The sequence below is a fragment of the Arthrobacter sp. B1805 genome (assembly GCF_002929745.1).
In the GTDB taxonomy this organism is placed as follows: Bacteria; Actinomycetota; Actinomycetes; order Actinomycetales; family Micrococcaceae; genus Arthrobacter_D.
Genome location: NZ_PJIQ01000015.1, coordinates 64,289 through 82,158 on the forward strand (window position 1 = coordinate 64,289; position 17,870 = coordinate 82,158).

Sequence of the window (17,870 nt, forward strand, 5' to 3'; positions counted from 1 at the left end):
CCCTGGACCTGATGGTCCGGGGCCTTTCCCGTCCGCCGATGTGGCGTTCGCAGGTGCGTGGATCACCGAGAACCAGGGGTCGCGGGTCAGCCGGTCGAACTCTGGTAGACTTGATACCAATTGTTTGTGTGGCAGAGGATCGGCGTTGCGAAACGTATCTCCGTGTTGTACGTAAGTTGTACAACGAATGCCACATTTTCGCACGCCTACAGTCGTTTTGCGGCAGCTCTATGGTTGGTGTTGCGCCAAACGACTGATCATCCCAACCTCTGGGTGGTGCGGCCCTGCGAAGCTGCCCTTACCGCAGAGTAGGGCGACACAGAACTCATCCGAGACATTACGGAGAACACGAAAGTGCCTACGATTAACCAGCTGGTCCGCAAGGGCCGGTCACCTAAGGTCTCCAAGACCAAGGCGCCCGCACTCAAGGGCAGCCCCATGAAGCGCGGCGTTTGCACCCGCGTCTACACCACCACCCCGAAGAAGCCGAACTCGGCTCTGCGCAAGGTCGCTCGTGTGCGCCTCAACGGCGGCATCGAAGTCACCGCCTACATTCCCGGTGTCGGTCACAACCTTCAGGAACACTCCATCGTGCTCGTGCGCGGCGGACGCGTGAAGGACCTCCCCGGTGTTCGTTACAAGATCATCCGTGGCGCGCTGGACACCCAGGGCGTGAAGAACCGCAAGCAGGCACGCAGCCGCTACGGAGCAAAGATGGAGAAGAAGTAATATGCCTCGTAAGGGCCCGGCCCCGAAACGGCCGCTCGTACTAGATCCCGTCTACGGTTCGCCCCTGGTCACGCAGCTGATCAACAAGGTGCTGGTCGACGGCAAGAAGTCCACCGCCGAGCGCATCGTCTACGGTGCCCTCGAAGGCGCACGCGCCAAGTCCGGCGGCGACCCGGTCGCAGCCCTCAAGAAGGCCATGGACAACGTCAAGCCGACCCTCGAGGTCCGCTCACGCCGTGTCGGTGGAGCTACCTACCAGGTCCCCGTCGAGGTGAAGCCCGGTCGTTCGACCGCCCTGGCCCTTCGCTGGCTGGTCGGTTACTCCAAGGCTCGTCGCGAGAAGACGATGACCGAGCGCCTGCAGAACGAGATCCTCGACGCATCGAACGGTCTCGGTGCCGCCGTCAAGCGTCGCGAGGACACGCACAAGATGGCCGAGTCGAACAAGGCCTTCGCACACTACCGCTGGTAGCAGAGCTGCCGATCCGGCCGTGACCCCATCCGGGCCGGCCGGGCCGGCGGTCCAGCAGAACTCCATTCTCGTCATAAGGGAGACACCGTGGCACAGGACGTGCTTACCGACCTCAACAAGGTCCGCAACATCGGCATCATGGCCCACATCGATGCCGGCAAGACCACTACTACCGAGCGCATCCTGTTCTACACGGGTGTCAACCACAAGATCGGCGAGACGCACGACGGCGCCTCCACCACCGACTGGATGGAACAGGAGAAGGAGCGCGGCATCACCATCACGTCTGCCGCTGTCACCTGCTTCTGGGAGAACAACCAGATCAACATCATCGACACCCCCGGGCACGTCGACTTCACCGTCGAGGTAGAGCGCTCGCTGCGCGTCCTCGACGGCGCTGTCGCGGTGTTCGACGGCAAGGAGGGCGTCGAGCCCCAGTCGGAGACCGTCTGGCGTCAGGCCGACAAGTACGAAGTCCCCCGCATCTGCTTCGTCAACAAGATGGACAAGCTGGGCGCGGACTTCTACTTCACCGTCGACACCATCATCAGCCGCCTGGGCGCCAAGCCCCTCGTGCTGCAGCTCCCGATCGGCGCCGAGAACGACTTCATCGGTGTCGTCGACCTGCTGCACATGCGTGCACTGGTCTGGCCCGGCGATGCCAAGGGTGACGTGACCATGGGCGCGAAGTACGAGGTCCAGGAGATCCCCGCGGACCTCCAGGCGAAGGCCGAGGAGTACCGTGCGACTCTCGTCGAGACCGTCGCCGAGTCCTCGGACGAGCTCATGAACAAGTACCTCGAGGGTGAAGAGATCAGCATCGAGGAGCTGAAGGCCGGCATCCGCAAGATGACGATCAACTCCGAGCTGTACCCGATCCTCTGCGGCTCCGCGTTCAAGAACCGCGGTGTGCAGCCGATGCTCGACGCCGTCATCGACTACCTGCCGTCGCCGCTCGACGTCCCCCCGATGATCGGTCACGATCCCCGGGACGAGGAGATCGAGCTCACGCGCAAGCCCAGCACCGAGGAGCCCTTCTCGGCCCTCGCGTTCAAGGTCGCGACGCACCCCTTCTTCGGTCAGCTGACCTTCATCCGCGTGTACTCCGGCCAGATCTCCGCCGGCACGCAGGTGACGAACTCCACGAAGACCAAGAAGGAGCGCATCGGCAAGCTCTTCCAGATGCACGCCAACAAGGAGATTCCCGTCGAGGAAGCCCTTGCCGGCCACATCTACGCGGCGATCGGCCTGAAGGACACCACCACCGGTGACACCCTGTCCGACTCCGCGAACCAGATCGTCCTCGAGTCCATGAGCTTCCCGGAGCCCGTTATCTCGGTGGCCATCGAGCCGAAGACCAAGGGTGACCAGGAGAAGCTCTCCACGGCCATCCAGAAGCTCTCGGCCGAGGATCCCACCTTCCAGGTGTCCCTCAACGAGGACACGGGACAGACGATCATCGCCGGCATGGGCGAGCTCCACCTGGACATCCTGGTGGACCGCATGCGCCGCGAGTTCAAGGTCGAGGCCAACGTGGGCAAGCCGCAGGTCGCTTACCGCGAGACGATCAAGCGCGCTGTCGCCAAGCACGACTACACCCACAAGAAGCAGACGGGTGGCTCGGGCCAGTTCGCGAAGATCCAGATCGCGATCGAACCCCTGGACACGGCCGACGGTGAGCTGTACTCGTTCGACAACAAGGTCACCGGTGGCCGCGTGCCGCGCGAGTACATCCCGAGTGTCGACGCCGGCATCCAGGACGCACTCAACGACGGTGTCCTCGCGGGCTACCCCGTGGTGGGCATCAAGGCTACGCTGCTCGACGGCGCCTACCACGACGTCGACTCCTCCGAAATGGCCTTCAAGATCGCCGGCCGCATGGCGTTCAAGGAAGCTGCCCGGATGGCGCAGCCGGTCCTGCTCGAGCCGCTGATGGATGTCGAGGTACGCACGCCCGAGGAGTACATGGGCGAAGTCATCGGCGACCTCAACTCGCGCCGTGGCCAGATGCAGTCGATGGAGGATGCGAGCGGCGTGAAGGTCATCCGCGCCCACGTGCCCCTCTCGGGCATGTTCGGCTACATCGGTGACCTGCGGTCGAAGACCCAGGGTCGCGCCGTGTACTCGATGCAGTTCGACAGCTACTCGGAGGTCCCGAAGGCAGTAGCCGACGAAATCATCCAGAAGACTCGCGGCGAGTAGTACCCCTCCCGGAAGCGGGAAATCCGGGGAGCAGGGCCGGTCTGTCGAAGGGCAGGCCGGCCCCACACCCCACTACTGGGCCAGTCGGACCGGTAGAGCAGAGCAATTTCATCAAAACCAAAAGCCCCCAGTAGACTTGCATGAGTTTCAGCTGCGAAAAGCGCGGCTGGGAAGCAAATCTTCTCAAACGTTCTAGGAGGAACCCGTGGCGAAGGCAAAGTTCGAGCGGACTAAGCCGCACGTTAACATCGGCACCATCGGTCACGTTGACCATGGAAAGACCACGTTGACGGCTGCCATTTCCAAGGTGCTGTACGACAAGTACCCCACCCTCAACGAGCAGCGTGACTTCGCGTCGATCGACTCGGCTCCCGAGGAGAAGCAGCGCGGCATCACCATCAACATCTCGCACGTCGAGTACCAGACCGAGAAGCGCCACTACGCACACGTAGACGCCCCCGGTCACGCTGACTACATCAAGAACATGATCACCGGTGCGGCCCAGATGGATGGCGCCATCCTCGTTGTCGCAGCCACCGACGGTCCCATGGCCCAGACCCGCGAGCACGTTCTGCTCGCCCGCCAGGTCGGCGTTCCCTACCTGCTGGTCGCGCTGAACAAGTCCGACATGGTCGACGACGAGGAGCTCCTGGACCTCGTCGAGATGGAGGTCCGCGAACTGCTCAGCTCGCAGGGCTTCGACGGCGACGACGCTCCTGTCGTCCGCGTCTCCGGCCTCAAGGCTCTCGAAGGCGACCCCGAGTGGGTCAAGTCCGTCGAGGAGCTCATGGAAGCTGTCGACAACAACGTGCCTGACCCCGTGCGCGACAAGGACAAGCCGTTCCTCATGCCTGTCGAGGACGTCTTCACGATCACCGGTCGCGGAACCGTCGTCACGGGCCGCGCCGAGCGTGGAACCCTGGCCATCAACTCCGAGGTCGAGATCGTCGGCATCCGTCCGGTGCAGAAGACCACGGTTACCGGTATCGAGATGTTCCACAAGCAGCTCGACGAGGCTTGGGCTGGCGAGAACTGTGGTCTGCTCCTCCGCGGTATCAAGCGCGAAGACGTAGAGCGTGGACAGGTCATCGTGAAGCCGGGTTCGATCACCCCGCACACCGACTTCGAGGCCAACGTCTACATCCTGGCCAAGGACGAGGGCGGGCGTCACAACCCGTTCTACTCGAACTACCGCCCGCAGTTCTACTTCCGCACCACGGACGTAACCGGTGTCATCACCCTCCCCGAGGGCACCGAGATGGTTATGCCCGGCGACAACACTGAGATGACCGTTGAGCTCATCCAGCCCATCGCAATGGAAGAGGGCCTCGGCTTCGCAATCCGCGAAGGCGGCCGCACCGTTGGTTCGGGACGTGTCACCAAGATCCTGAAGTAGATTCAGCATCATCCGGCCGGTCCTGACCGGTAGGAATCGAAGAACCCCCGTCGTATCCACGGCGGGGGTTCTTCGTTTAAAGCGGGTGTCCGCACCACCTAGACTTGCCGAAATGCCCAGGGAGGCGCACACGGGGGAGTGACAGCATGGGGTTCGTCGGTTTGCTGCTGGTACTTGGTGCCGGTGGCCTGCTGGGCTGGGTGGTCAGAGGGCGCAACCTTCGTGGCCGTTTCCGATTGTGGCCCATCGAGGTCCCTTCACCGGCCGAGGTGTATGAGGAGGGCTTCCGGGCTGGACTGGCGGAAGCCGCTAGGGCGCACGAGGCACAGCCAGACACGATGATCGGCCCGCCGGACGACCGAGCACAGCAATCCTCCCGCCGTCCGGAGGCGCCCGTTGGTGCCGACCCGCACGTCCCTGGCGCGACGACGTCCGAGGCCGTCGGCACCGGCCGGTTCGGCCATCCGGTCCTGCGCCGGGCAGACCACCTGCCGGCAGTACCCGTGGTCGAGCCGCCGACGCAGGAGGAGATCGCTGCCACCAAGGCTGCGCGCGACCTCCGGAACATCAACATCGCGTTGTACTCGGCAAGCCTCCTGCTGGTCGCAGCCGGTGGCCTGTTCATCGGCGCCGCGGTGCCCGGCTCCGCCCGCGCGGTGACGATCATCGTGGTCGTCGCCCTCTTCTATGCCGGTGGGCTGGTGCTCCATTCGCGGTTACCGAGGCTCCGGCCGGCCGCCGTTGCCTTTGCAGGCACAGGCCTCGCGCTCCTGCCGGTGGCGGGACTGTTGTTCGGGTTCCTGAGCGGACAGGGGAGCATCGCCTGGTTCGCTACGGCCATCGTCGGAACCGCAGCGTACCTGTTTGCCGCGGTACGGCTGCGGAGCAGGGTCGTCGCCTACTTCACCCTGCCGTTCTTCCTCTCCATCGCGCTGTCGTCGGTGTCCCTCATCGGGGGCGCGCTGGTGTGGTACTTCACGTGCTCCATCGGTGTGGCCGCCGTTCTCGCCGCCCTCGTGCGCCTGGCCCCCAGGTGGTTGCCCGGAGTCATCGCGCAAGCGCTCGTGGACACGCACCGTTTGCTGACGCCGATCGCGCTCGTCGCCTCGCTGCTCCTCGGAGGGCTGCTCACCGAGGTCGACAGATCCCTGCTGTGGCTCGTCGGGACGATGTACTACGCGGCGCTTCTGGCCTTCCTGGACCTTGCGCGGGTTCAGCACTTCTACGCCCTGAGGATCGTCGGAAGTGTCGCCGTGCTACTCACTGCATCGGCCGGGGGATTGTCGCCGTGGTGGTCGCTGGCCGTGCTCGGAGGCGTGCTCGGCCTCCAGGTCGCAGGCCTCCTCACCGCTCGTGACACGATCAGCCGCCTCCTCGGCGGGATCGTCCAGCCCACCACCGCGGTCGCGTCGGTTGCATCGGTTGCATCGGTCGCATCGGTTGCGCAGGGCCGCGAACGGGCTGCGGCGCACTATCGTCTGGATCTGCTCGTGACCTTCGGAGCGATGACGTTCGTGGCGGCGCTCGTCACCCTCGGCAGGTCCTGGTTCCGGATGTTGGTCACCGTCGACGGGCCGGACCCGGTCGTGCCGGTGCTGTTGGTCCTGCTACTGGGCATGGTGACCGCACTGCGCAACCGGGGGGCCTTCGAGCTGCTGGTCGCCCCGGGGGTCCTCCTGGGCGCGATGACGCCGTGGACCACCCCCTGGCGTCTCGAGATCGTGCTGGTCCTGGCCGCCTGCTACTTCGGGACCCGCGCCTGGGGCGCCAGGAACCCGCAACGGGAGCGCTTCGTGCTCGCTGCTCGTGGCGCCATCGTCCCGCTGATGCCGATCGCCGTGCTCGTGCACATGCCGGAGCCCGCGCTGTCGGACATGTTGACGGACGATGTGGCAGGCCTCGCGCTCGTGGCAGCCCTCGCCGGTAATCAACTCGTGGAGGTACTCCTGAACCGCGCGCAGGGACGCGTGCAGGACCGCATGGAGGAACGCATGCAGGAAGCCGGGCACCGGAACCTGCCCCCGGTAGGCGCCCTCGCAGTCGCAGTGATCTGCTCGGCGAGCGTGCTGTCTCTGCTCGCCGCCGGTGTCCTCGCGGTCGAAGCCCGAGCAGCGGCGATCGCAGCGGCAGGTCTCTGGATCGTCGTCGGCGTCGGTGCTGCGACGTCCCTGGTGCTGCATCCCGCGTTACGCGCTTCTGTTCAGGATGCAGCCAGCGCGTCCACCCGGAAGGGGAGGCGAACGGTGCAGCACGGCCAATCCCTCCCCGGCGCCGGAAGACAGCAGCGGGCCCCGATCGCGGTACGGGCCCACCTGATCGACGCGATCGCCCCGCTGTCGATCACGGTAGCCGCGCTGGCCGGTCCTGCGGCGGGCTTCGGCGCCTTCTCCTATGAGCTGCTGCTCGCCCTTACCGTCGCCTACTGCGCGGTCATGGCACGACGATCACGCGGACTCCGCAGCAGGGGCGCCTACCTGTTGGCGGCACAACTCGCCTTCACAGCGCTGACGGCGGTCGCCTCCGCGGATCTCGAGCTGTCGGTGCATGGAGTATTCACGGTAGTAGCTGCCAGCGTGGCCCTGCAGGAGGCGGTACGAGCGCTGGTGCGCTACCGGCTGCGGGACATCGGGTTGCAAGCCTCGTCGACGTGGCTGAGTCTCGCACTGCTCGTGGCACTGCCGGTGGTCTACGCGGTCGCCGCCGAGTCCGGGCCGAGGCTCGGCGTGGTCACCGTCCACCTCCTCCTGCTCGGTGCGGTAGCCACCCTCGTGTTCGTGCTCCAGCGGAAGGACCAGGCGTCCTACCTGACTCTGTACGCGGGTGCAGCGCTCCTTGCGGTCCTGTCCGGCGTCGTGCCGACGACGCGGGCAGGCTGGTTGCCCTCACCGCCGCTCACGGAGCCGGCAGCAGCGGTGCTCGCGGCGGTGTGCGTCGTAGGTCTCGTGCTGCTGCGCATCCGATCCGCCGACGCTCGCCTGCAGTTGCCCAGCTGGGTAGGGGCAGCATTGTTCGGTCTGGAGGGACTGGCGCTCGGCCTCGATGACGGCGTCGGATGGGACAGGGTCTTCGTGACCGCCGTGCTGGCAGGTGCCATGTTCGCACTGTCGCGCCGCGAAGCGGTCCCCTGGCTCGAGGCCGGGGGAGCGGTGGCGGTCATCGTCTCCGCCACGGCACTCGTGGAAGAACTCACGCGTCGTGCCGATGGCACATTCGCGGCCGGTACGACCCAACTGCTCCTGGGCGCAGTGGCGGCCGCCGCGATTCTGTACGGCGGCCGCATCGTCCTGCCCGGCGGGCACGGCGACCACCTTCGGTACCGGATCCTCGGCACGGCAGCACTGGGCTGGACCGGCGTCGCCGCCATGGTCGCGATGGTGCCGGACGAATCCGCCGTTGCCGCGTCCGCGATCCTCGTCGCCGCGGCACTCCTGGGAGCATGGGAGGTGCCGGTCGGTGCGCGGCTCCTCTACGGTGAAGCAGCCTTCCTCGTGCCGGTTGCAGCAGCGCAGCGGGTCGCCTGGCTCTTCACGGGCGGATTGGACCTCTTCTGGGCAGCACAGTGGTGGGTTATCGCCCTGGCTCTCCTGAGTGCATACTCCTTCACGCGCGGGACCGAGCGCAGGGGGCCGATCTGGCTCGGGGCAGCGGCGGTCCTGCTCTCCGGGACGGGACTGTTGACTGTCGTCGACGGCACCACGGGAGCCCAGGTCTGGTCCCTGTGCGGCCACGTGGCCCTCCTCCTTGCAGGGGTCGCCCTCTCACGCCGGATGTTCAGCCTCTGGGGAGCGGTAGGCATCGCGCTGGCGCTGCTCTGGTTCCTGCGGGGGTTCACCTTCCTGCTCCTGACGGTTGCGGCGCTCCTCCTTCTCGCCTTCGCGGTGTGGAAGCTCAACAGCCAGACACGAGGCAGCGCGCAGGAGCCTGCCTCGGGAGGAGATGCCCCGACTGGCCCCGGGGTCGCGGCCTCGACCCGGGAACCGTCGAACCCGGAGGGAGCGGCGCAGCCATTTGCGCCTCGACCCCTGGACCGACCGACCCTGCCGGTCCACCGGTCGGGCGGTGCATCATCGCAGCCCGAGCCACCGGCGGACCATCCGCTCGTCCCGCCGTCGTAGGACCCGAGGGGCGCCATCACTGAAGTCTTGGGAGAAGAACGGGCTCAGGGGCAGCGGCTTCACCCGGGCGTCGCGCAGATCACCCGACGCTAGGGCAGCCCGGTTCGCAATCGTCCGCGCGATCTGCGACACTAGATAAGTTGTTCAAGTGCTAACGCGCGCGGTTTGAGACCTCATCCCGGTCAGGATAATGCCTGATGCAGGGATCGAGTCCACCGGAGCGTGCGGCCCAAATATAATCCACCCCGTTCGGCCCGCTCGAAATCAGCGGACCGTGTGTGTCCAGAGAGTGCGACACGCCCGAGCGCGGGGGTGGGAGCCCTAGCAGGGTGAGGAACCCGGATTCATCCGGATTCAGTCTGCGGGGGAGCGTCGTACAACGGGCGCAGGAAATGTACGTACGTACCGGAACTGCCCAGGCAGTTATGTAGAGAGAGAGTCGAGACGCCATGGCGGGACAAAAAATCCGCATCCGGCTGAAGTCATATGACCACGAGGTCATTGATGTTTCAGCACGGAAGATCGTTGAGACGGTGACGCGCGCAGGCGCAACGGTCGTGGGCCCTGTGCCCCTTCCCACGGAGAAGAACGTGTTCGTTGTTATCCGGTCCCCGCACAAGTACAAGGACAGCCGTGAGCACTTTGAAATGCGTACTCACAAGCGTCTGATCGACATCATTGATCCCACGCCCAAGGCCGTCGATTCGCTGATGCGTCTCGATCTGCCTGCGGACGTGAACATCGAAATCAAGCTGTAAGGGAGAGCGGATACACATGTCTACTTCACTTACGCGCCAGGTCAAGGGCCTGCTGGGCATCAAGCTCGGCATGACCCAGGTCTGGGATGAGAACAACATCCTCGTCCCCGTCACCGTCGTCCAGGCGGACTCGAACGTCATCACCCAGCTCCTCAGCGAGGGCAACGACGGCTACAGCGCCGTCCAGATCGGCTTCGGCCAGATCGACCCCCGCAAGGTCACCAAGCCGCTCGCAGGCCACTTCGAGAAGGCAGGCGTCACGCCCCGCCGTCACGTCGTCGAACTGCGTACGTCCGACGCCGACTCCTACTCGCTCGGCCAGGAACTCTCCGTCGAGATGTTCGAGGCCGGCCAGACGGTCGACGTCATCGGCACCACCAAGGGCAAGGGCTTCGCCGGTGTCATGAAGCGCCACGGTTTCCACGGTGTTGGAGCCTCGCATGGTGCTCACAAGAACCACCGCAAGCCCGGTTCCATCGGTGGAGCATCCACCCCCAGCCGCGTCTTCCGTGGAATGAAAATGGCAGGCCGCATGGGCGCCGTTCGTCAGACCACGCTGAACCTCAAGGTTCACGCTGTCGACGCAGAGAAGTCGCTGCTGCTGATCAAGGGTGCCGTCCCCGGCGCCCGCGGCCAGGTCGTCCTCGTACGCACCGCCGTGAAGGGAGCATAGCCACATGGCTGCCAACACTGTAAAGGTCGATCTCCCCGCGGAGATCTTCGACGCACAGACCAACGTGCCGCTGCTGCACCAGGTCGTCGTCGCCCAGCTTGCCGCTGCCCGCCAGGGTACGCACAAGACCAAGACCCGCGCCGAGGTCAGTGGCGCCGGCCGCAAGCCGTTCAAGCAGAAGGGAACCGGCCGTGCCCGCCAGGGTTCGATCCGTGCACCTCACATGACCGGTGGCGGTATCGTCCACGGACCCACCCCCCGCGACTACAGCCAGCGCACCCCCAAGAAGATGATCGCTGCCGCCCTGCGCGGAGCGCTCTCGGACCGGGCACGCAACGGCCGTATCCACGTCCTCGAGTCCCTGGTCACCGGTGACAAGCCGTCGACCAAGGGTGCCATCGAGACCCTGCGCGCGATTTCCGAGCGGCCCCGCCTGCTTGTCGTCATCGAGCGTGCCAACGACGTCGCAGCACTGTCCGTGCGCAACGTTCCCGAGGTACACGTCCTCTACGTAGACCAGCTCAACACGTACGACGTGCTGGTTTCCGACGACGTGATCTTCACCAAGGCCGCCTACGACCAGTTCGTCGGTGCGTCTGATGTCATCACCGAGGAGGATGCCAAGTGAGCGGCACCATCGCAAAGGATCCGCGCGACGTCGTCATTGCACCCGTCGTCTCGGAGAAGAGCTACGGCCTGATCGACGAAGGCAAGTACACCTTCCTGGTCGACCCTCGCTCGAACAAGGAAGAAATCAAGCTGGCGGTCGAGAAGATCTTCTCCGTGAAGGTCGAATCGATCAACACCATCAACCGGGTTGGCAAGCGCAAGCGCACCAAGTTCGGCTGGGGCCAGCGCAAGGGCACCAAGCGTGCCATCGTGTCCCTCAAAGAGGGCTCGATCGACATCTTCGGCGGTCCGCTCTCCTAGAGCGGAGACCACTTTAACGAGGAATTGAGTTATGGGAATCCGTAAATACAAGCCGACAACCCCGGGCCGTCGTGGCTCGAGCGTTGCCGACTTTGCTGAAATCACACGGTCTACGCCGGAAAAGTCGTTGGTCCGTCCCCTTCCGAAGAAGGGTGGACGTAACAACACCGGAAAGATCACGACCCGCCACAAGGGCGGTGGACACAAGCGTCAGTACCGTCTGATCGACTTCCGCCGCCACGACAAGGACGGCGTCGACGCCCGCGTTGCCGAGATCGAGTACGATCCCAACCGCACCGCGCGCATCGCCCTCCTGCACTACGTCGACGGCACCAAGCGCTACATCATCGCGCCGAACAAGCTCAAGCAGGGCGACTTCGTCGAGGCCGGTGCGGGAGCGGACATCAAGCCCGGCAACAACCTGCCGCTGCGCAACATCCCCGTCGGTACCGTCATCCACGCCGTCGAGCTCCGCCCAGGCGGCGGCGCGAAGATGGCACGCTCCGCCGGTGCCTCGGTACAGCTCGTTGCCAAGGAAGGCCGCTTCGCCCAGCTGCGACTGCCCTCCGGTGAAATCCGCAACGTCGACGTCCGCTGCCGCGCGACGATCGGCGAGGTCGGCAACGCCGAGCAGTCGAACATCAACTGGGGCAAGGCCGGCCGTAACCGCTGGAAGGGTATCCGCCCGACCGTCCGCGGTGTCGCCATGAACCCGGTCGACCACCCGCACGGTGGTGGCGAGGGCAAGACCTCCGGTGGACGCCACCCGGTCAACCCGAACGGTAAGGCCGAAGGCCGCACCCGTCGCCCCAACAAAGAGAGCGACTCACTCATCGTGCGTCGCCGTCGTTCCGGCAAGAACAAGCGATAGGAGCCTGGAGACATGCCACGCAGCCTGAAGAAAGGCCCCTTCGTCGATCAGCACCTTTACGTAAAGGTCGCTCGCGAGAACGAATCGGGCACGAAGAACGTCATCAAGACGTGGTCCCGCCGCTCCATGATCGTCCCCGACATGCTCGGGCACACGATCGCGGTGCACGACGGACGCAAGCACATCCCGGTGTTTGTCACCGAGTCGATGGTCGGGCACAAGCTCGGCGAATTCGCTCCCACGCGGACTTTCCGCGGCCATGTTAAGGACGACCGCAAGGGCAAGCGCCGCTAGGCGCTGCTCTTACGGCTAAGACGAGAGAAGGAAAGCAATGGAAGCCAAGGCTATTGCGCGTCATATCCGCGTAACGCCTATGAAGGCCCGGCGCGTCGTCAACCTTGTTCGTGGTAAGCAGGCGAATGAGGCTCTGGCTATTCTGAAGTTTGCCCCACAGGTTGCTTCGGAGCCGGTTTTCAAGGTGGTCCAGTCGGCAGTCGCCAACGCCCGCGTTCTCGCGGACCGCGACGGCGTTGCCTTCGACGAGGACAACCTCATCATCAGCGAAGCATTTGTTGATGAAGGCCCCACGATGAAGCGGTTCCGTCCGCGAGCCCAGGGCCGCGCGTTCCGCATCAACAAGCGGACCAGCCACATCACGGTTGTCGTCGCTACCCCTGAGAAAGTGGAGGTCCGCTAAGTGGGACAGAAAGTAAACCCGCACGGGTTCCGACTCGGCATCACCACCGACCACAGGTCACACTGGTTCGCCGACAGCAACAAGCCGGGCCAGCGCTACCGTGACTTCGTCCGCGAAGACATCAAGATCCGCCAGCTCATGTCGACCGGCATGGACCGGGCCGGCATCGCGAAGGTCGAGATCGAGCGCACCCGCGACCGTGTCCGCGTGGACATCCACACGGCACGTCCCGGCATCGTCATCGGCCGCCGCGGAGCAGAGGCAGACCGCATCCGCGGCGAGCTCGAGAAGCTCACCGGCAAGCAGGTCCAGCTGAACATCCTCGAGGTCAAGAACCCCGAGATCGAAGCACAGCTTGTGGCGCAGGGCATCGCCGAGCAGCTTTCCTCCCGCGTGGCCTTCCGCCGCGCGATGAAGAAGGCCATGCAGTCCGCACAGCGTGCCGGCGCCAAGGGCATCCGTGTCCAGTGCTCCGGTCGCCTGGGTGGCGCCGAAATGAGCCGTTCGGAGTTCTACCGCGAGGGACGCGTTCCCCTGCACACGCTCCGCGCCAACATCGACTACGGCTTCTTCGAAGCGAAGACCACCTTCGGCCGCATCGGCGTGAAGGTCTGGATCTACAAGGGTGACGTCACGGCGAAGGAACTCGCAGCGCAGGCTGCGGCAGCCCCCTCCCGTGGCCGCGGTGGAGACCGTCCGGGCCGTGGCCCTGCCGGCGCCGACCGTGGTGGCGACCGCGGCGGAGACCGTCGTCGTCGTGCTCCCGAGCGCTCCGAGGGCCAGGGTGCGTCAGCTCCCGCCGAGACCGCCGCAGCACCCGCTGCGACTGAAGGAGGACAGGCTTAAATGCTTATCCCACGCCGCGTCAAGTTCCGTAAGCAGCACCACCCGGGTCGTTCCGGCGCTGCAACCGGCGGTACCGAGGTCAGCTTTGGCGAGTGGGGTATCCAGGCTCTGAGCCCGGCATACGTCACCAACCGCCAGATCGAGTCCGCTCGTATCGCCATGACCCGCCACATCAAGCGTGGCGGCAAGGTCTGGATCAACATCTATCCGGACCGTCCGTTGACCAAGAAGCCTGCCGAGACCCGCATGGGTTCCGGTAAGGGTTCGCCCGAGTGGTGGGTGGCCAACGTCAAGCCCGGACGTGTTCTCTTCGAACTGTCCGGTGTAACCGAAGAGGTAGCCCGCGAAGCCCTGCGCCTCGCGATCCACAAGCTGCCGTTGAAGGCACGCATCGTGCGTCGTGAGGGTGGTGAATAGTTATGGCTCTGGGTTCAAAGGAACTGGCAACAGACCAGCTGGACGGCTTCGATAAGGACCGCCTGGTGGAAGAACTGCGCAAGGCCAAGGAGGAGCTGTTCAACCTCCGTTTCCAGTCGGCCACCGGCCAGCTCGAAAGCCACGGTCGCCTTCGTTCGGTGAAGCGCGACATCGCACGCATCTACACGGTGTTGCGTGAGCGTGAACTGGGTATCCGCCCCGAGGTCGTCGCTCCCGTCGAGGAAGCGAAGCCCGAGAAGGCGGAGAAGCCCAAGAAAGCCAAGAAGGCCTCCAAGGACGAACCGTCCGTGGACACCGAGGCTTCTGAGGAGGACGCCAAATGAGTGAGCAGCAGAGCGAAACGACCGTAGGAACCGAGAAGGCCGTCCACGACGCCAACTCGCGCGGCTACCGCAAGGTACGCCGTGGCTACGTCGTCTCCGACAAGATGGAGAAGACCATCGTGGTCGAGGTCGAGGACCGCGTGAAGCACGGCCTGTACGGCAAGGTGCTTCGCCGCAGTTCCAAGGTCAAGGCGCACGACGAGCAGAACACCGCCGGCATCGGCGACATGGTCCTGATCAGCGAAACCCGCCCGCTGTCCGCTACCAAGCGGTGGCGCCTGGTGGAGATCATCGAGAAGGCCAAGTAGCACCAAAGCAGTACCCGGGCCGGTTCGGCCGGTTCCACTGAAGAAGCCCCGGACGCGATTTCGCGTCCGGGGCTTCTTCGCGATACTATAAGAATCTTGTCTGTCTGGTGGGCTGGCGCATGCCCTCAGGAAGTTTGCTTCCAGGGTCGCCCTCACGGGGTTTCCTGCACACCGGGCACATAGGCAAAAGCCCGATAATCTTGTTCATCACAATCCACTGTGCAGAGATCCACGCACAGCTGCGCGCCCAGGCGTGCGGGTGGTGAGTACCAGTATTACGGGGCCCACCCATATCCGTTCCGCAAGGCTCGATGAGAGAACCAGCGCGACGACAGGAGTAATCAGTGATTCAGCAGGAGTCGCGGCTAAAGGTCGCCGACAACACGGGGGCCAAGGAAATCTTGACCATCCGCGTTCTCGGAGGATCCGGGCGCCGCTACGCAGGCATCGGCGACGTCATCGTCGCCACCGTGAAGGACGCGATCCCGGGCGGCAACGTCAAGAAGGGTGACGTCGTCAAGGCGGTCATCGTCCGCACCAAGAAGGAACGCCGCCGTGCGGATGGTTCCTACATCAAGTTTGATGAGAACGCAGCAGTGATTCTGAAGAACGACGGCGACCCCCGCGGTACCCGCATCTTCGGCCCTGTCGGTCGCGAGCTCCGCGACAAGCGTTTCATGAAGATCATCTCGCTGGCGCCGGAGGTGCTGTAGTCCATGGCACAGAAGACAAAGCTCAAGATCAAGAAGGGTGACCTCGTCCAGGTCATCACCGGAGCCAAGCAGGAACGCGGCGGAGACCGCGGCAAGCAGGGCAAGGTACTGAAGGTGTTCCCCGAGACCAACCGCGTCCTCGTGGAAGGCATCAACCGGATCACGAAGCACACCAAGGTCGGGCAGTCGCAGCGCGGCACCAAGACCGGTGGCATCGAGGTCCTCGAGGCCCCCGTGCACATCAGCAACGTCGCGGTCGTCGATCCCGAGACCAAGAAGCCGACCCGCGTCGGATACCGCACCGAGACCGTCGAACGCGACGGCCGCGAGCGCGTTGTCCGCATCCGCGTGGCCAAGTCATCAGGGAAGGATCTGTAATGACTGTCGAAACCACAGAAACCAAGGTTCTTCCCCGCCTCAAGGCGCGCTACGCGTCCGAGATCAAGGCGACCCTGCAGGAAGAGTTCAACTACGCCAACGTCAACCAGGTCCCCCGTCTGGTGAAGGTTGTCGTCAACATGGGTGTCGGTGACGCCGCCAAGGACTCCAAGCTGATCGACGGAGCCGTCAAGGACCTCACCGCGATCACGGGCCAGAAGCCCCAGGTTACGAAGGCCCGCAAGTCCATCGCACAGTTCAAGCTCCGCGAAGGAATGCCCATCGGTGCACACGCAACCCTGCGTGGCGACCGCATGTGGGAATTCACGGACCGCCTGATCTCCCTCGCACTGCCCCGTATCCGCGACTTCCGCGGCCTCAACGGCAAGCAGTTCGACGGCAACGGCAACTACACCTTCGGCCTCACGGAGCAGTCCATGTTCCACGAGATCGACCAGGACAGGATCGACCGAGTGCGTGGCATGGACATCACCGTCGTCACAACTGCCAAGACCGACGCCGAGGGCCGTGCGCTCCTCAAGGCACTTGGCTTCCCCTTCAAATCCGAAGATTAATCTAACTACGTTGCAGGTCCGCTCCAGTCGGCACTCCGTGTGCCGCCCGGACTCCGGAAACCGTTTCGAGGAAGGGCAAGAGCCCACATGACAATGACTGACCCAGTCGCAGACATGCTCACGCGTCTGCGCAATGCAAACTCGGCGTACCACGACTCCGTGTCGATGCCGTACAGCAAGTTGAAGGCCCGCGTCGCGGACATCCTGAAGGCCGAGGGCTACATCGCCGGCTGGAAGGAAGAGGAAGCGGAGGTCGGCAAGAAGCTGACCATCGACCTCAAGTTCGGACCGGACCGCCAGCGCTCGATCGCCGGCATCCGCCGTATCTCCAAGCCCGGGCTGCGCGTGTACGCGAAGTCCACGAACCTGCCCCACGTGCTTGGCGGCCTCGGCATCGCCATCCTGTCCACGTCCTCCGGTCTGCTCACGGACCGCCAGGCATCCAAGAAGGGTGTAGGTGGGGAAGTCCTCGCCTACGTCTGGTAACGGGAAAGGGAAAGAAACATGTCACGTATTGGACGTCTCCCCATCACCGTTCCTGCCGGTGTCGAGATCAATGTCAACGGCAACGAGGTCTCCGTCAAGGGCGCGAAGGGCGAGCTGAGCCACACTGTGCCCAGCCCCATCGAGGTTTCCCTGAACGAGGGGACCCTCACGGTCACGCGCCCGAACGACGAGCGCGAGTCGCGTTCGCTGCACGGTCTCACCCGCACGCTCATCTCCAACATGATCGTCGGAGTCACCGAGGGCTACAAGAAGAACCTTGAGATCGTGGGCACGGGTTACCGTGTGCAGGCCAAGGGCACCGACCTGGAATTCGCTCTGGGTTACAGCCACCCGGTCGCCGTCAAGGCTCCCGAGGGCATCACCCTGACCGTCGACAGCCCCACCAAGCTCTCGGTCGCAGGCATCAACAAGCAGCAGGTCGGCGAGGTCGCTGCAACCATCCGCAAGCTGCGCAAGCCTGACCCCTACAAGGGCAAGGGCATCCGCTACGCAGGCGAGATCATCCGCCGCAAGGTCGGAAAGGCTGGTAAGTAACCATGGGACTGAGCATCAACAAGAAGCGCAGCTCGAAGAGCAAGTCCGCCTCGCGTGGACGCCGCCACCTCCGTGTACGCAAGCGCGTCTCGGGCACGGCTGTTCGTCCCCGCCTGGTCGTCAACCGCTCGGCCCGCCACGTATTCGTGCAGGTCGTCGACGACACCAAGGGCGTGACCGTCGCATCAGCCTCCACCCTCGAAGCGGATCTCCGTGCATTCGATGGTGACAAGACCGCCAAGGCGAAACGCGTTGGCGAACTGGTTGCAGAGCGTGCCAAGGCTGTCGGTGTCGAAGCAGTCGTCTTCGACCGCGGCGGCAACAAGTACCACGGTCGCGTTGCAGCAATCGCAGACGGCGCACGTGAAGGTGGGCTGGCACTGTGACCGAGGAAAACAAGGCAAA

General features: G+C 64.5%; 22 protein-coding genes. All 22 read left to right on the top strand.

Features of this window, described 5'->3' with window-relative positions; translation table 11 throughout:
• Positions 1–354 precede the first annotated feature (354 nt).
• The 22 genes from rpsL (at position 355) to rplR (ending at position 17,851) form a co-directional block, all read left to right on the top strand.
• Positions 355–729, top strand: a complete 375-nt coding sequence (gene rpsL / locus CXQ96_RS14910; RefSeq protein WP_087076907.1) for a 30S ribosomal protein S12 — start codon at positions 355–357, stop codon at positions 727–729.
• A 1-nt stretch (position 730) separates the two neighbouring features.
• Positions 731–1,201 (top strand): 30S ribosomal protein S7, encoded by a 471-nt coding sequence (gene rpsG, locus CXQ96_RS14915; protein ID WP_087076905.1) that lies wholly within the window; start codon positions 731–733, stop codon positions 1,199–1,201.
• Positions 1,202–1,288: 87 nt separating this feature from the next.
• Positions 1,289–3,403 (top strand): elongation factor G, encoded by a 2,115-nt coding sequence (gene fusA / locus CXQ96_RS14920; protein ID WP_104118803.1) that lies wholly within the window; start codon positions 1,289–1,291, stop codon positions 3,401–3,403.
• Positions 3,404–3,608: 205 nt separating this feature from the next.
• Positions 3,609–4,799, top strand: a complete 1,191-nt coding sequence (gene tuf, locus CXQ96_RS14925; RefSeq protein ID WP_104118804.1) for an elongation factor Tu — start codon at positions 3,609–3,611, stop codon at positions 4,797–4,799.
• Positions 4,800–4,945: 146 nt separating this feature from the next.
• The gene (locus tag CXQ96_RS14930; RefSeq protein ID WP_104118805.1) at positions 4,946–8,914 is read left to right on the top strand and encodes a hypothetical protein; all 3,969 of its coding nucleotides are present in this window, start codon (positions 4,946–4,948) and stop codon (positions 8,912–8,914) included.
• 449 nt (positions 8,915–9,363) lie between these two features.
• Positions 9,364–9,672 (top strand): 30S ribosomal protein S10, encoded by a 309-nt coding sequence (gene rpsJ, locus CXQ96_RS14935; protein WP_026531952.1) that lies wholly within the window; start codon positions 9,364–9,366, stop codon positions 9,670–9,672.
• 16 nt (positions 9,673–9,688) lie between these two features.
• On the top strand, positions 9,689–10,345 hold the full coding sequence (rplC, locus tag CXQ96_RS14940; RefSeq protein ID WP_104118806.1) for a 50S ribosomal protein L3: 657 nt from the start codon (positions 9,689–9,691) through the stop codon (positions 10,343–10,345).
• A gap of 4 nt (positions 10,346–10,349) precedes the next feature.
• Entirely contained in the window at positions 10,350–10,973 is a 624-nt protein-coding gene (gene rplD / locus CXQ96_RS14945; RefSeq protein ID WP_104118807.1) for a 50S ribosomal protein L4, read from the top strand.
• Positions 10,970–11,275, top strand: coding sequence for a 50S ribosomal protein L23 (gene rplW, locus CXQ96_RS14950; RefSeq protein ID WP_087076895.1), 306 nt, complete (start codon positions 10,970–10,972; stop codon positions 11,273–11,275). Before rplD ends, rplW begins: the two co-directional genes overlap by 4 nt.
• A gap of 31 nt (positions 11,276–11,306) precedes the next feature.
• Positions 11,307–12,146 carry a 50S ribosomal protein L2 gene (gene rplB / locus CXQ96_RS14955; RefSeq protein ID WP_104050959.1) on the top strand — a complete coding sequence of 280 codons (840 nt, stop codon included), beginning with the start codon at positions 11,307–11,309 and terminating at the stop codon, positions 12,144–12,146.
• 12 nt (positions 12,147–12,158) lie between these two features.
• Positions 12,159–12,440 (top strand): 30S ribosomal protein S19, encoded by a 282-nt coding sequence (gene rpsS, locus CXQ96_RS14960; protein WP_026549122.1) that lies wholly within the window; start codon positions 12,159–12,161, stop codon positions 12,438–12,440.
• A gap of 37 nt (positions 12,441–12,477) precedes the next feature.
• On the top strand, positions 12,478–12,843 hold the full coding sequence (gene rplV / locus CXQ96_RS14965; RefSeq protein ID WP_049829178.1) for a 50S ribosomal protein L22: 366 nt from the start codon (positions 12,478–12,480) through the stop codon (positions 12,841–12,843).
• On the top strand, positions 12,844–13,689 hold the full coding sequence (gene rpsC, locus CXQ96_RS14970; RefSeq protein WP_104118808.1) for a 30S ribosomal protein S3: 846 nt from the start codon (positions 12,844–12,846) through the stop codon (positions 13,687–13,689).
• Positions 13,690–14,106 (top strand): 50S ribosomal protein L16, encoded by a 417-nt coding sequence (rplP, locus tag CXQ96_RS14975; protein ID WP_087030089.1) that lies wholly within the window; start codon positions 13,690–13,692, stop codon positions 14,104–14,106.
• 2 nt (positions 14,107–14,108) lie between these two features.
• The gene (rpmC, locus tag CXQ96_RS14980) at positions 14,109–14,450 is read left to right on the top strand and encodes a 50S ribosomal protein L29 (protein WP_104118809.1); all 342 of its coding nucleotides are present in this window, start codon (positions 14,109–14,111) and stop codon (positions 14,448–14,450) included.
• Positions 14,447–14,758, top strand: a complete 312-nt coding sequence (gene rpsQ, locus CXQ96_RS14985; protein ID WP_104118810.1) for a 30S ribosomal protein S17 — start codon at positions 14,447–14,449, stop codon at positions 14,756–14,758. Before rpmC ends, rpsQ begins: the two co-directional genes overlap by 4 nt.
• Before the next feature lie 344 nt (positions 14,759–15,102).
• Positions 15,103–15,471: a 50S ribosomal protein L14 gene (rplN, locus tag CXQ96_RS14990; protein ID WP_049829173.1), complete on the top strand. Its 369-nt coding sequence runs from the start codon at positions 15,103–15,105 to the stop codon at positions 15,469–15,471.
• A gap of 3 nt (positions 15,472–15,474) precedes the next feature.
• On the top strand, positions 15,475–15,849 hold the full coding sequence (rplX, locus tag CXQ96_RS14995; protein WP_104118811.1) for a 50S ribosomal protein L24: 375 nt from the start codon (positions 15,475–15,477) through the stop codon (positions 15,847–15,849).
• A complete protein-coding gene (gene rplE, locus CXQ96_RS15000; protein WP_104118812.1) occupies positions 15,849–16,424 on the top strand; it encodes a 50S ribosomal protein L5 in 576 nt (191 codons plus the stop codon). Before rplX ends, rplE begins: the two co-directional genes overlap by 1 nt.
• A gap of 87 nt (positions 16,425–16,511) precedes the next feature.
• Entirely contained in the window at positions 16,512–16,910 is a 399-nt protein-coding gene (gene rpsH, locus CXQ96_RS15005; RefSeq protein ID WP_043440638.1) for a 30S ribosomal protein S8, read from the top strand.
• An 18-nt stretch (positions 16,911–16,928) separates the two neighbouring features.
• Positions 16,929–17,465, top strand: coding sequence for a 50S ribosomal protein L6 (gene rplF / locus CXQ96_RS15010; protein ID WP_104118813.1), 537 nt, complete (start codon positions 16,929–16,931; stop codon positions 17,463–17,465).
• Positions 17,466–17,467: 2 nt separating this feature from the next.
• A complete protein-coding gene (gene rplR / locus CXQ96_RS15015) occupies positions 17,468–17,851 on the top strand; it encodes a 50S ribosomal protein L18 (RefSeq protein WP_087076881.1) in 384 nt (127 codons plus the stop codon).
• Positions 17,852–17,870 lie beyond the last annotated feature (19 nt).